Annotated in this window: 20 protein-coding genes and 1 tRNA gene; 7 read left to right on the forward strand and 14 right to left on the reverse strand. The window is 59.0% G+C overall.

The genetic code is table 11. The annotated features are described in order from the left end of the window. Position 1: 1 nt before the first annotated feature. From gatA to R5N89_RS06340, 3 genes are all read left to right on the forward strand, one after another. The gene (gene gatA / locus R5N89_RS06330) at positions 2 to 1,486 is read left to right on the forward strand and encodes an Asp-tRNA(Asn)/Glu-tRNA(Gln) amidotransferase subunit GatA (protein ID WP_110568310.1); all 1,485 of its coding nucleotides are present in this window, start codon (positions 2 to 4) and stop codon (positions 1,484 to 1,486) included. Then, positions 1,483 to 2,931, forward strand: coding sequence for an Asp-tRNA(Asn)/Glu-tRNA(Gln) amidotransferase subunit GatB (gene gatB / locus R5N89_RS06335; protein ID WP_110568312.1), 1,449 nt, complete (start codon positions 1,483 to 1,485; stop codon positions 2,929 to 2,931). Before gatA ends, gatB begins: the two co-directional genes overlap by 4 nt. Before the next feature lie 99 nt (positions 2,932 to 3,030). Further along, positions 3,031 to 3,123 (forward strand) — tRNA-Ser (locus R5N89_RS06340). A 71-nt stretch (positions 3,124 to 3,194) separates the two neighbouring features. Here the strand turns inward: R5N89_RS06340 and R5N89_RS06345 are convergent. The 13 genes from R5N89_RS06345 to R5N89_RS06405 all read right to left on the reverse strand — a co-directional run bounded on the left by R5N89_RS06345 (position 3,195) and on the right by R5N89_RS06405 (position 9,137). Then, the gene (locus R5N89_RS06345; protein WP_244192120.1) at positions 3,195 to 4,097 is read right to left on the reverse strand and encodes a site-specific integrase; all 903 of its coding nucleotides are present in this window, start codon (positions 4,095 to 4,097) and stop codon (positions 3,195 to 3,197) included. Between the two features lie 71 nt (positions 4,098 to 4,168). Next, a complete protein-coding gene (locus tag R5N89_RS06350) occupies positions 4,169 to 4,513 on the reverse strand; it encodes a helix-turn-helix domain-containing protein (protein WP_167400847.1) in 345 nt (114 codons plus the stop codon). Continuing rightward, complete coding sequence (locus R5N89_RS06355; protein WP_110568315.1) at positions 4,510 to 4,740, reverse strand: hypothetical protein; 231 nt, start codon at positions 4,738 to 4,740, stop codon at positions 4,510 to 4,512. Before R5N89_RS06355 ends, R5N89_RS06350 begins: the two co-directional genes overlap by 4 nt. Beyond that, positions 4,737 to 5,360, reverse strand: coding sequence for a hypothetical protein (locus R5N89_RS06360; protein WP_110568317.1), 624 nt, complete (start codon positions 5,358 to 5,360; stop codon positions 4,737 to 4,739). The genes R5N89_RS06355 and R5N89_RS06360 overlap by 4 nt, the downstream gene beginning before the upstream one ends. After that, entirely contained in the window at positions 5,357 to 5,818 is a 462-nt protein-coding gene (locus tag R5N89_RS06365; protein WP_244192121.1) for a hypothetical protein, read from the reverse strand. Before R5N89_RS06365 ends, R5N89_RS06360 begins: the two co-directional genes overlap by 4 nt. Beyond that, positions 5,815 to 5,952: a hypothetical protein gene (locus R5N89_RS06370; RefSeq protein WP_167400848.1), complete on the reverse strand. Its 138-nt coding sequence runs from the start codon at positions 5,950 to 5,952 to the stop codon at positions 5,815 to 5,817. Before R5N89_RS06370 ends, R5N89_RS06365 begins: the two co-directional genes overlap by 4 nt. Then, positions 5,949 to 6,479 carry a hypothetical protein gene (locus R5N89_RS06375; protein WP_110568320.1) on the reverse strand — a complete coding sequence of 177 codons (531 nt, stop codon included), beginning with the start codon at positions 6,477 to 6,479 and terminating at the stop codon, positions 5,949 to 5,951. Before R5N89_RS06375 ends, R5N89_RS06370 begins: the two co-directional genes overlap by 4 nt. Further along, the gene (locus R5N89_RS06380) at positions 6,476 to 6,763 is read right to left on the reverse strand and encodes a hypothetical protein (protein ID WP_110568322.1); all 288 of its coding nucleotides are present in this window, start codon (positions 6,761 to 6,763) and stop codon (positions 6,476 to 6,478) included. The genes R5N89_RS06375 and R5N89_RS06380 overlap by 4 nt, the downstream gene beginning before the upstream one ends. Beyond that, entirely contained in the window at positions 6,760 to 7,044 is a 285-nt protein-coding gene (locus R5N89_RS06385) for a hypothetical protein (protein ID WP_110568324.1), read from the reverse strand. The genes R5N89_RS06380 and R5N89_RS06385 overlap by 4 nt, the downstream gene beginning before the upstream one ends. A gap of 263 nt (positions 7,045 to 7,307) precedes the next feature. Further along, a complete protein-coding gene (locus tag R5N89_RS06390) occupies positions 7,308 to 7,766 on the reverse strand; it encodes a hypothetical protein (protein WP_146220194.1) in 459 nt (152 codons plus the stop codon). A 132-nt stretch (positions 7,767 to 7,898) separates the two neighbouring features. Continuing rightward, positions 7,899 to 8,264 (reverse strand): hypothetical protein, encoded by a 366-nt coding sequence (locus R5N89_RS06395; protein WP_110568330.1) that lies wholly within the window; start codon positions 8,262 to 8,264, stop codon positions 7,899 to 7,901. A gap of 61 nt (positions 8,265 to 8,325) precedes the next feature. Continuing rightward, entirely contained in the window at positions 8,326 to 8,796 is a 471-nt protein-coding gene (locus R5N89_RS06400; RefSeq protein WP_146220195.1) for a hypothetical protein, read from the reverse strand. Beyond that, entirely contained in the window at positions 8,793 to 9,137 is a 345-nt protein-coding gene (locus tag R5N89_RS06405) for a helix-turn-helix domain-containing protein (protein WP_110568332.1), read from the reverse strand. Before R5N89_RS06405 ends, R5N89_RS06400 begins: the two co-directional genes overlap by 4 nt. 92 nt (positions 9,138 to 9,229) lie before the next feature. On the opposite strand from R5N89_RS06405, the gene R5N89_RS06410 reads away from it, so the two are divergent. Further along, the gene (locus R5N89_RS06410) at positions 9,230 to 9,436 is read left to right on the forward strand and encodes a hypothetical protein (protein ID WP_110568333.1); all 207 of its coding nucleotides are present in this window, start codon (positions 9,230 to 9,232) and stop codon (positions 9,434 to 9,436) included. 2 nt (positions 9,437 to 9,438) lie between these two features. On the opposite strand, the gene R5N89_RS06415 is transcribed toward R5N89_RS06410, so the two are convergent. Next, positions 9,439 to 9,852 carry a hypothetical protein gene (locus R5N89_RS06415; protein WP_167400849.1) on the reverse strand — a complete coding sequence of 138 codons (414 nt, stop codon included), beginning with the start codon at positions 9,850 to 9,852 and terminating at the stop codon, positions 9,439 to 9,441. Positions 9,853 to 9,920: 68 nt separating this feature from the next. Here R5N89_RS06415 and R5N89_RS06420 point away from each other — a divergent pair, with 68 nt between their 5' ends. Genes R5N89_RS06420 through R5N89_RS06430 form a run of 3 tightly spaced genes read left to right on the forward strand, consistent with a single transcriptional unit; the run spans position 9,921 to position 10,944 of the window. Continuing rightward, positions 9,921 to 10,184: a hypothetical protein gene (locus tag R5N89_RS06420; RefSeq protein WP_110568337.1), complete on the forward strand. Its 264-nt coding sequence runs from the start codon at positions 9,921 to 9,923 to the stop codon at positions 10,182 to 10,184. Between the two features lie 13 nt (positions 10,185 to 10,197). Then, entirely contained in the window at positions 10,198 to 10,338 is a 141-nt protein-coding gene (locus R5N89_RS06425; RefSeq protein ID WP_167400850.1) for a hypothetical protein, read from the forward strand. Between the two features lie 12 nt (positions 10,339 to 10,350). Then, positions 10,351 to 10,944: a hypothetical protein gene (locus tag R5N89_RS06430; protein WP_110568339.1), complete on the forward strand. Its 594-nt coding sequence runs from the start codon at positions 10,351 to 10,353 to the stop codon at positions 10,942 to 10,944. Positions 10,945 to 11,012: the final 68 nt, after the last annotated feature.

The following is an 11,012-nucleotide window of genomic DNA, read 5'->3' on the forward strand; positions in this document are numbered from 1 at the left end:
GATGAGCCTGACCGAACTGACAATTGCCGATGCCGCAAGCGGCCTGCGTGCACGCAAATTCAGCGCCGTGGAGCTGGTGCGCGCGCATACCGATGCCATCGATGCCCTGAACCCGCGCCTGAACGCCTACATCACCCCCACCCGTGAGGCAGCGCTCAAGGCGGCGCAGCAGGCAGATGAGGCGCTGGTAAAGGGCGAGGCCCGTAGCCTGACCGGCATCCCGCTGGGCATCAAGGACCTGTTCTGCACCAATGGCGTGCGGACCACGGCGGCGAGCAATATCCTCAAGAATTTCGTGCCCCCCTATGAAAGCACGGTCACGGCCAACCTGCTGCGTGATGGCGCGGTGTTCGTGGGCAAGACCAACCTTGATGAATTCGCCATGGGGTCGGCCAACATCACCTCCGCTTTCGGCCCGGTTGAAAACCCGTGGAAGCGTAACGGCGATGACGCGGCGCTGGTGCCCGGCGGCTCGTCTGGCGGGTCGGCTGCCGCCGTGGCCGCCGGGCTGGCCATGGGGGCGACCGGCACCGATACCGGCGGCTCCATCCGCCAGCCCGCCGCCTATTGCGGCATTGTCGGGCTCAAGCCGACCTATGGCCGGTGCAGCCGGTTTGGCACCATTGCCTATGCCTCGTCGCTCGATCAGGCAGGCCCGATGGCGCGCAGCGTGCGCGACTGCGCCATCATGCTCCAGTCCATGGCCGGTTTTGACGAGCGTGACAGCACCAGTGTCAACTGCGACGTGCCGGATTATTCCGCCGCCGTGGGCCGTAGCCTGAAGGGGCTGAAGGTAGGCATCCCCGCAGAATACCGCGCCGAGGGCCTTTCTGCCGAGATTGCGGCGGCATGGCAGCAGGGCATTGAATGGCTCAAAGCGGCAGGCTGCGAGATTGTGGATGTGTCCCTGCCCCACACGAAATATGGTCTTGCCACGTACTATATCGTGGCGCCTGCCGAGTGTTCCTCCAACCTCGCCCGCTACGATGGCCTGCGCTTTGGCGAGCGCGTGCCGGGCGACACGCTTGATGCCATGTATGAAGCCACCCGCCGCGCGGGCTTTGGCCCGGAGGTGCGCCGCCGCATCATGATGGGCACCTATGTGCTCTCGGCTGGCTATTACGATGCCTATTACCTGAAGGCCCAGAAGGTTCGTACTCTCATCCGCCGCGACTTTACCGAGGCTTTCCAGAAGGTGGATGTCTTGCTCACCCCCACCGCGCCCACCCCTGCTTTCGCGCAGGGTGAACAGAGTGATGATCCGGTCCAGATGTACCTGAACGATATTTTCACCGTGCCTGCCTCCATGGCTGGCATGCCCGCCATGTCCGTGCCCGTGGGGCTGGGCGCTACCGGCCTGCCGCTGGGCCTGCAGCTTATTGGCCGCCCGTTTGACGAGGAAACCCTGCTGGCCACCGGCAGCGCGCTGGAACAGGCCGCAGGCTTTACCCACCGTCCTGCCATCCGTGCGGAGGCCACGAAATGACCTACACGATCGAAGGCAAGACCGGCGCGTGGGAAATCGTGGTGGGCCTTGAGGTTCATGCGCAGGTCATCAGTCATTCCAAGCTGTTTTCCGGGGCATCGGCCTCTTATGGCGGTGAGCCGAACACGCATGTGAGCCTGGTCGATGCGGGCTTTCCGGGCATGCTGCCGGTGCTGAACCAGGAATGCGTGGCCCAGGCCATCCGCACGGGCCTCGGCCTGCGTGCGCGCATCAATCTGGAAAGCCGGTTTGACCGCAAGAACTACTTCTATGCCGATCTGCCCACGGGCTACCAGATCAGCCAGTTCACCCACCCGATCGTGGGTGAAGGCACGGTCGAGATCGAACTGAGCGACGGCACCGTGCGCCATATCGGCATCACGCGCCTGCACATGGAGCAGGATGCGGGCAAGTCCATGCATGACCAGGACCCTGCCCGCTCCTTCATCGATCTCAACCGTGCCGGCGTGGCGCTGATGGAGATCGTGAGCGAGCCGGACATTCGCTGCCCGGAGGAAGCCGGCGCCTACCTGCGCAAGCTGCGCCAGATCCTGCGTTACCTGGGCACGTGCGATGGCAACATGGAGGAAGGCTCCATGCGTGCCGACGTGAACGTGTCGGTGCGCAAGGCGGGCGAGCCGTTCCGCACGCGTTGCGAGATCAAGAACGTCAACTCGATCCGCTATGTCATGCACGCCATCGAGGTCGAGGCTACGCGCCAGATCGAGGTGTGGGAAGATGGTGTCGAGGTGGATCAGGAAACCCGCCTGTTCGACCCGGCCCGCAACGAGACCCGCTCGCTGCGCAGCAAGGAAGATGCCCACGATTACCGCTACTTCCCCGACCCTGACCTGCTGCCTCTGGTCGTGGAGCAGGCCTGGGTGGACGAACTCGAGCGTGGTCTGCCCGAACTGCCGGATGACAAGCGTGATCGCTTCGTCAAGGAATATGGCATCCCCCGCTACGACGCCAGCGTGCTGGTGGCCGAGCAGGCCATTGCCGATTATTATGAGGAAGTGGCCAAAGGCCGCGATGCCCGCCTTGCCGCCAACTGGGTGACGGGTGACCTGTTTGGCGCGCTCAACCGCACCGGTCGCACCATTACCGATAGCCCGATCTCGGCTGCGGCACTGGGCGGCATGCTGGATCTGGTGTCGGACAAGACCATCAATGGCAAGATCGCCAAGGAAGTGTTCGAGGACATGCTCGAGACTGGCGACAGTGCTGCTGACATCGTGGAGCGCAAGGGCCTGAAGCAGGTGACGGACACCGGCGCGATTGATGCCGCTGTAGCCGATGTAATGGCCCGTAATGCCGACAAGGTGGAAGAATACCGTGGCGGCAAGGACCGGCTGTTCGGCTTTTTTGTTGGCCAGGTGATGAAAGCCATGGCGGGCAAGGCCAATCCGGCCATGGTGAACGAAGCCCTGAAAAAAGTTTTGTAAAAACGGGCTTTAACGCATTTTAGGGCTATGCAGGGTTGCCGCAACACGCTAGAAGCAGCCCTGCAAACGCCGTGTTACTTATAATGCGCGCTCTTCGGCGGAGGGGTGGCCGAGTGGCTGAAGGCGGCGGTTTGCTAAACCGTTATACGATGTCAAGTCGTATCGAGAGTTCGAATCTCTTCCCCTCCGCCAGAACTTATTGAAAAATAAGCAGAAATTACCAAGCGCCCTACGGGGCGCTTTGGTCGTTTTGGGATGGTTTTTCAGGCCATTGTGGGGGATTTTGTGGGGACCCCTTCAAAAATCTGCTCAGCCTGGAACTGGACACGCTCCTGTTCCTCCACGGTCAGGAAGCCCAGATAGTTCTGTTCGGTCACCTTCACGGAACTGTGTCCGAGATGCCGTGACAGACGATAGATATTCCCCCCTTCTTTCAGCCAGCGCACCGCAAAGGCATGCCGCAGGCCATGCACCCCGAAGCGCCGGAATAGCGGGTTGTCGCGCAGGATGCGCCTCATGACCTGGGCATGGTTTGATGAGAAATTGGCGAACGGCTTGCCCGTGGTGCCGCTCGTGTAGAGAAAGCCCGTGGCCGCTCCCTGCCCCAGCGCCTGGGTGGCATTGCCGCCGGGCGTGTGCCAGCTGATGGTGCGCGGCCTGCTGGTCTTTGTTTTGGTCAGCAGGATCTGGCGCTTGGGATTGTCCACCTGCCAGCGCTCCAGCATCACGGCCTCGTTCATCCGCATGCCAGTCTCGGCCAGTAGGGTCAGGATGCCCGCGATGCCGGGCGGGGCTGCATCGATGGCGGTCTGGATTTCCCGGCGCGTGGGTGGCCGCCTGGGCTCACGACGCTCACGGATGATCGTGCGATCGAATGCCTGGACCGGGTTGTCGGTGCGCCAGCCGATTGAGCAGCAGAAGCTCAGCAGGCGCGAGAGTGCGGTCAGGTCGCGCTGGATGGAGGCGTTGGAAATCTGTTTCCCCTCCCCGTGCGGCCTGACCGAGCCGATGCGCTTGCGGTCGCTGATCCAGTCGGCAATGTCGCGTGTTGTGATGGAGGCTACCAGCAGGGAGCCGAAACGCTCGTCAAACCGGCGGATGCTGGACAGGTAGCGTGTGCGGACTGAGTCCTTCACCCCGTCCAGCCCCTCGGTCGACCAGCGCACGACCGCGGCTTTCCAAGATTCCTCGCCGGGTACGTCCAGGGCGGTTCTTTCCAGCCGCAGGCGCAGGGCCTTTATCCGTTTTTCCGCTTCCCGCGCATCAGTTGTGCATAGGCTGTGTCGGTATCGTTCGCCTCGAATGACGATTTCCGCCCACCATGTATCGCCGCGAAGGAAGCAGTTCTTCGGTTTTTTGGTCGGCTGTCTACGCGGTGGCTTTGGCAATTAAGGGCCTCCTGTTCAATGATCCATGCTTCAATGCGGGCGGGGCTGAACGTCCAGCGGCGGCCGATCTTGGCGGCCGGGATCTCGCCGCGCTGGGCGAGTGCGAGGATGGTGCGGTGGGGCACGCCAGTGCGTTCGGCAATGGTGTGCGCGTCAACGCGCTTTTCCATCATGTGGGCTGGGGCTGCGGTCATCGGTCTTCCCTGCCCTCCTTCGGCCACGCCATCGTGCCGCGCGCGCGGATGAGCCTGCGGCCGCCCTCGGTCACCAGCGGGCCACGGAACACGATGCGGCATGGGCCATCATCCTCGCGCACGATGCCCACGTACTCGCCCCGGCCATTGCCGTGGATCTCGATGCTGTAGATCTCACGCCCAAAGTCGAGGCCTTGCAGGATCGGGTGGTTGGCAAGGTCACTCATGCCTCGTCCTTTCCTGCTTTTTTGATTGCGGCGTGTGCTTCCGCCCAAAGAATGTCCGCGGCTTTCTCAAAAGTGCCGTGCTGCAGAACGCCTTTGAGTAATTTGAAGATCACGAAGGCCTGCTCTGCCTCAGCCTTTGTTGGAATGGCGGCGCCAGCTTTACGGAATGCATGAGCGTATGGAGCCGCCCGGAAGCAGATAGTCCCCAATGCGCGCTCAATGTCCGGCGTCATGTGATTGGGCAAGGTGAACGTCTCCAGATGCCTAATTTGCGCATCCTTCTCCGCCGTTACCTTCGCAACCTGCGCTTCCATGTCGGCACGGCGGACAAGCTCAATGTCCGTCCCGTTTGCGGATCGGAGAGAAACAGGGAACACCTGCGCCAGATCAAAATCTTCGAGATTGTCGTATAGTGTCGGGGAGGAGACGCACACGGTCTCCACATCCGCGCATGGCTGAATGGGGCTGGCAATGGCCGTCATGTAAGCATGGAAAACCGGCCAGAGGATTTCGCGGCCATACATATCAAACACAACATTCGCAGCCCGGTGTTCCACCTCTGGTGTCACCTTCCCTGGCACAAGATACATTGGTGTTTCTGTCTTCATCTCGTTGGTCATGACTGCTCCTCTGCCAGCAGGCACAGCTGCTGCGACACGGGCGTGCGGTCAGCATGCTGTTGCTGGGCAAAGCGGAAGGTGTTCGTGAGGCCGGTGCGGGGGGCTTCCTCCAGGCACCAGCGTTCGTGGATGCGGGCCGCACTGGCGGCCGTCATCAGGATCAGGCGGCAGGGCTCGGGCCAGATGAGGTCGGGCGGCACGTCGTGGGATACGATGCTGCCGTTGGCACGCAACTGGTCACCGCACCCGTCCTCGCGCAGCTGCTCCACCACCACACGGGTCCAGGTTGGGGAGACGCTGATGCGGACATCCTCTGCCGGAACGTGGGCGACCAGGCGCTCCCATGCCTTCGGGCGACGGGGCAGCAGGTCGAGCGGGTTTAGCTGCGGCGCCGCTGCGGGCGGCGCGGAGATGCCGGCAAGGTAGTCAACAAGATCGAGCTGGCGGACTTCCATCATGGCAGCGCCTCCAGCACGATCAGGACAAGGCCGCCCCACACCACGCAGCACAGCAGCGTGCAGGCCATGACTTCCGACATGGTGGGCAGATGATCGCGGATGCGGTCGACCTGGTGAGCGGGGATCTGAATCATGACACCCTCGCTCCGCAGAAAGGCTCTGTCTTTTCGTAATGAAAGGGCCTTCTTACGCCCGCACTAAACCGCTCAGCACGCAGCAAGGCGAAGCTCAGGGCCTGTTCGGGCGTCTTGCTTTCGTCATCTATTAGGACGGACAACGCACCAAGTGCATACGGTGCGCTACAGCCAACCGCATCGAACGGATAGAGACTTTCACCTACCTGAAAGTCGGACTCGATCTGGAACAGGCGACCCTTGAAGCCAACAAGAAAGCAGCCTCCCCGTTCCTCATTACTCTCGATGCGGGCGTAGCCACCGCTTTTCAGGCAGTCTCGAACTGCCGGTATGAATGCAGTAACCATATAGGTAAACAGGTCCACATCCGAATGATGCTCCGGTACGGACAGATTATATTGCAGAAGCTGCCCCATGCGGAACACCTTATTGTCCTTGCGTAAGGACAAGTCCCATCCCGCGACACCAGCGCTGTCGCCCATCATGTGCACGACGCCGCCAGTGGCGATCGCTGCGATGCATGTCACGACTGCACCCTCCCCGCCTGCGCCCTGCGGTACAGGTCGGCCTCGATCTCGGGGCCTTCGGCCATAAACGGGGTCATGACGATGCGCTCCAGGTCCTCCAGTCGCGCATCGGCAATGCGGGCGGCAAAGCGGGCCGCGTGCAGGCTGCCCTGCTGGCGATAGGCCTCGGCCGCCATGAAGTTGGTGCGGAACTGCTGATGCATGTTGATGGCGGCATCCTGATCCTTACTGACCAGCAGACCGACCAGATGACCAGGCGGGAGGGGCGTGAAATCCTGCGTCATGCCACACCTCGCCCGGCGCAGGGGAGATGGCGGGCAACATGCCGACGGGCGATGCGGTTGAGTTCCGCTTCCTCGGCATCCATCTGCCGGTTGAGTTCGGCCGTGGCGGCACGCAGGGCGCGGCGTTCGGACATGAGCAGGGCAATGCCTGCGCCCTGGCGCGGCAGGGCGTTCAGTATGGCGCTTTCGGCCATCTGGCGGCGGACGATTATGTCCTGCAGGGCATCAGGGACGCTCGGCGGCGGGCCTCTCCTGATGGGAATGATCGTGATTTTTGACATGGAAACTCTCCATTACTGGACGCGCGTCAACAGGCCCGGCAATGCCGGGGGAGCGCGAAAAGCTTGAAAATTGGAATGTAGGGTCTCAAATGCGGGAACGGCTGTTGTCAGCCATTCCCGCACTCTCCATCATCAGGGTTGTTCAGACTCGATGAGGAAACTGATGGCAAAAGAAGACGCACCGCCTCCTCCACCACCGCCGCCTCCACCCCCTCCCCCGCCGCCAAGTCGGCATGATAAAGGGAGCGGAAACCCGCTAAAGGCTACTTGATCCAGAACACCAGCGCAGCGAACAGGCCCAGCCAGGTCAACCCCATTACCGGAATAAGCAGGAACCATATCCATGCCTTGCGCACGATGGAGAAAGTCCGTTTCAGGGTCTGTTCGTTGCGCTTCACTTCGCCAATATAGCGATTGGCAATACCTTCCAGTGTGGTACGCTCCGTGGGTTGCGGCCAGTCCTGCATCAGCCATTCTGGATGAATACCCGTGACCGACCACTTCTTGGGCTGGAATACCTGATACAGGTAATAGCCTGAAACCACGCTTGGGCAGACAACCCCCAGAGATCCAGCAGCCCAAAGCCATGTAGGGTGCGACCCCAGCATACCGGCAACCGCCAGCAGGTCCGCGCAGACCCAGCCTATCAGCGACGTGGCGCGCCCTTCGTGATACGCCATTGTTGCGGCCTGCGATGCCAGCAGCTTTTCTGCCTGGGCCACAGCTTCCCGCGCGCCACAGGGCATAATCCTCGCCCCGTGCGCCGTAAGGCGCGGGCTGATCGGCTTGCTCGGACATGCGGCCCTCCCTGTCTGGATGCAATCATAGCAATGTTGGGGTGGTTCGGCATTGGTCTATGCCTCGGTCCTCGCCAGTTCAGTAGCGAGGATCAAGGACTGGATATCGAGCCACAGAGCGTTGACCTCTTTTATATCCGTAGCCCTGATTTGCGCATCCATGAATGAGCGGGACAGTGTGCGGATCAGTCTGGTCACGGCGGCACGACGGTTGAGGTCCAGTAATAGGATAACCTGCCCTTCAAGGACGGTTGTCTCGTTACGCACGTCTGCCAGATGGGATTCTGCACGCGCTTCGATGCAATCGGAAAAGTCGATGCCCGCTTCGGCAAAATCGCGCATGTGGATGGTCGCGACGCCAATGGTGCGCCGCGGCGGATCAATGCGCGTGATGCGCGAAACCTCGGTAGGTGTAGTGAGCATGAAAAACCTCCATCACGTGGTGTGATGGAGGCAATGTTGCTCAAACCAACATAAACGTCAATTAGAAATGTTGTTCCTGCGAACCTGATAGAGGCAATTGTATCCTCCGTTTATACAGGATTGTGGGTGGGAACCCGGGAAGAACGATGGCCACGTCAGGGCCATCTATCAATGATGCATCGTCACCATAAGTCTTTGCTGCTAAGGGGTAATCTTGGATTCCTCCAAGGACCTGTATCGAAAAATCGTAGATTCCGGCTGGTAACGGCTTTCCGTCTCTGGTCAGTTCTGGGAAAACTATCTCACCATGAGAAGTAATGCCTTCCGAAGATGCCACAAATCCGTATTGAGATGATCCAGCATCCAATTCGAATTTTATTCCATCCACAAGGTTACTTTTCATAACCACTTTCGGCCGACTTCCGGGCTCTATAGTGACTTCTATATGCTCATGATGCATATCGTCTTCAGCGAGAGCTATTGTAGGAATAGATAAAAAAATAGCCGCTAATGCGGCTGGAATAAATTTCATGAATCTTTTCCTGTTTCAGTATGTGCGACTATTAACTTCAGGTGTAATTCTGCTTCATTTTCGGGAAGCCTTCTAAAGGCTTTAATCAAAAGAAGCTCTTTAGCTGTTAAGGTTTCGTTAATTTCTCTCGGTCCGTCGCCTGTAGCTAACCAATCGACAGATACACCGAAAAATTTCGCGAATGCCATAAGCAGGTCCCTTCCTGGTTTTGACCTGCCTCGCTCAATATTAGTGAGATGGGTGCGAGCGGTCCCTACGGCTTCTGCCAGCACTGCCTGATCCAGCTTCGCTTGGGTCCGTAAATTTTTTATCCGCTCGCCGATGGAATGTTGTTCGCTCATAAGCGCATCTTGTGCTTAGGGCGCCTAAGCATGGGATGTTTTTTTCAACATGCGCGTTGACGTTCAATGTTCGTATATGCAACATGAGCTGCATGAACACCCGCGAGATCATCCGCCGAGCTGGCGGCCCCCTGAAGGTTGGTAAGGCGGTTAATCGCCACCACGCCACTGTCATAGGCTGGAAACAGGTCCCGGCCGTGCATGCGCGTACGGTGGCCGAGATGGCCGGTCTTACTCCGCATGATCTTCGCCCTGATGTTTTTGGCCCCGATGAAATGTGTGAGCGAGGTGCGGCATGAGCCTAAAAATCTGCCAAATCAGGAATGGCTGCGTCTCCCCACTTAACGCGCTGGGTCTCGGCGTCTCGTTTGGCGTGCCGAATACGTCGTGCTCCAAGCAATGCTTTAGCCATATTAGGAATCTCTTCGCCGGTTTCGGCATTCGCTATGGAACGTATGCGGCTTCGGGAGACCCAAAATTCAGTTTGAGTACCTTCTGGACGTATTTTCAGAAATACAATTTCTGGGACATATTCTTTTGTAAAAATAAATGTTCCTTCCGTAATAAATACAGATTTTTCTGTGTAATCTCCAGTTTTATCTATGTAATCAATATGGATTTTTACATTATTAATAATGAAGCCATAACGCTGGCGAGGAAAGTCTACACCCGCACGAGGCATATAATCATTTGTTTGTTTAATTGTCTCAATCATTGGCAGGTCCATAAAAAAGATGGGTCTTTTTCTTTTCAACTCGAAACAACGCAAGAGCTAGGTGCGGCATGATTCGCTTCCTGCTGGTCAAGCTCGGGCGCGCCATGGAGCGTGCGGGATATGAGTTCGCCCGTACGCCGGATATGCCGCCGCCCATCACGGTCAAAGAGTTTCTGTTGCGCGAGCGCATCCGAAATCTGTCTATCAGCCTCGCGACACCCGATCTCTCGCCCGAGCGTAATCGTCAGGCAAAAAACCAACTAGATCACTTACAGCGCAGTCTTTCAGCTCTGGAAAGGCAGCGGCTGTCCGCTGCAGGGCTTCAGGAGTGAGCATGTTTTCAATATGCAGCCTCAGATCAAAATCGGCCTGCGCAGCCAGTGCGGCGACTACCTGTTCCAGCACGCGCTGGCGGAATTCCAGTCGGGCAAAGCGGAAGTTTATTACTTCTTCTGGTGTTCTGTTCATGAGTTTTTCCTTTTGTGAGCGAGGTGCGGCATGAACGCGACCCGCGTCATTGATGTGCAGGCTGTCTGGTTTACCGAGGCGGCTACCGGGGGCAATGCCCTCAATCTGCGCTGCCCGACCGAGGGTACGCCGCAGGCGTTCTGGGCTGACATCGCGCTCGACCGCCCGCGCCGCATGCGGTTTGAGCAGGTGGTATGGCTGGATGGTTGCAGCATCTATCGGGCCACGGAAAGTCGGCCGGATGTGTGCTGGATTGCCGCCCAGGATGAGCCGCTGGTCAAACTGAGGATGATGCCTGCGCGAGATGGTGGCAGCCATGAAGATCCCCTTTCGTCAGATCGGGATGCAGTGCGGCGCCAGATCGAAACGGGAACCGTCGTGTTTCCCGGTAATCAGGGAGAGGCAACCGGCGGTTCCCCTGTTTCTGCCGATTATATCAATCGAATGCAGGACGAAATCATGCAGATGATTTCGGGTGATTGTGCATCACGCCATCGGCAATCCGTTCCAGAACGCGTGCGCTTCCGGGCAATGCATGTTTGGGCAGTTTGTCTGCTGTTGCCTGCAGGTGCTGCGCTACTGCTGCATGCGAAGGGCCGCCATTCTTCGCGTAAAAGTCGATGAGACTTGTAATGGCGAGTTCCAATCCGACCAGCGTTCCGGCCAGTGCCGTTGCATCCGGCGTTGCGGCT

It is taken from the genome of Komagataeibacter sucrofermentans DSM 15973 (assembly GCF_040581405.1).
Classification (GTDB): Bacteria; Pseudomonadota; Alphaproteobacteria; order Acetobacterales; family Acetobacteraceae; genus Komagataeibacter; species Komagataeibacter sucrofermentans.

What these genes read in the sequence shown, in the direction of transcription:
- gatA (WP_110568310.1), top strand. Translation starts at nt 2, where the DNA reads ATGAGCCTGACCGAACTGACAATTGCCGATGCCGCAAGCGGCCTGCGT.
- gatB (WP_110568312.1), top strand. Translation starts at nt 1,483, where the DNA reads ATGACCTACACGATCGAAGGCAAGACCGGCGCGTGGGAAATCGTGGTG.
- R5N89_RS06350 (WP_167400847.1), bottom strand. Translation starts at nt 4,513, where the DNA reads ATGACCGCAGCCCCAGCCCACATGATGGAAAAGCGCGTTGACGCGCAC.
- R5N89_RS06355 (WP_110568315.1), bottom strand. Translation starts at nt 4,740, where the DNA reads ATGAGTGACCTTGCCAACCACCCGATCCTGCAAGGCCTCGACTTTGGG.
- R5N89_RS06360 (WP_110568317.1), bottom strand. Translation starts at nt 5,360, where the DNA reads ATGACCAACGAGATGAAGACAGAAACACCAATGTATCTTGTGCCAGGG.
- R5N89_RS06365 (WP_244192121.1), bottom strand. Translation starts at nt 5,818, where the DNA reads ATGATGGAAGTCCGCCAGCTCGATCTTGTTGACTACCTTGCCGGCATC.
- R5N89_RS06370 (WP_167400848.1), bottom strand. Translation starts at nt 5,952, where the DNA reads ATGATTCAGATCCCCGCTCACCAGGTCGACCGCATCCGCGATCATCTG.
- R5N89_RS06380 (WP_110568322.1), bottom strand. Translation starts at nt 6,763, where the DNA reads ATGACGCAGGATTTCACGCCCCTCCCGCCTGGTCATCTGGTCGGTCTG.
- R5N89_RS06385 (WP_110568324.1), bottom strand. Translation starts at nt 7,044, where the DNA reads ATGTCAAAAATCACGATCATTCCCATCAGGAGAGGCCCGCCGCCGAGC.
- R5N89_RS06395 (WP_110568330.1), bottom strand. Translation starts at nt 8,264, where the DNA reads ATGCTCACTACACCTACCGAGGTTTCGCGCATCACGCGCATTGATCCG.
- R5N89_RS06400 (WP_146220195.1), bottom strand. Translation starts at nt 8,796, where the DNA reads ATGAAATTTATTCCAGCCGCATTAGCGGCTATTTTTTTATCTATTCCT.
- R5N89_RS06405 (WP_110568332.1), bottom strand. Translation starts at nt 9,137, where the DNA reads ATGAGCGAACAACATTCCATCGGCGAGCGGATAAAAAATTTACGGACC.
- R5N89_RS06410 (WP_110568333.1), top strand. Translation starts at nt 9,230, where the DNA reads ATGAACACCCGCGAGATCATCCGCCGAGCTGGCGGCCCCCTGAAGGTT.
- R5N89_RS06415 (WP_167400849.1), bottom strand. Translation starts at nt 9,852, where the DNA reads ATGATTGAGACAATTAAACAAACAAATGATTATATGCCTCGTGCGGGT.
- R5N89_RS06420 (WP_110568337.1), top strand. Translation starts at nt 9,921, where the DNA reads ATGATTCGCTTCCTGCTGGTCAAGCTCGGGCGCGCCATGGAGCGTGCG.
- R5N89_RS06425 (WP_167400850.1), top strand. Translation starts at nt 10,198, where the DNA reads ATGCAGCCTCAGATCAAAATCGGCCTGCGCAGCCAGTGCGGCGACTAC.
- R5N89_RS06430 (WP_110568339.1), top strand. Translation starts at nt 10,351, where the DNA reads ATGAACGCGACCCGCGTCATTGATGTGCAGGCTGTCTGGTTTACCGAG.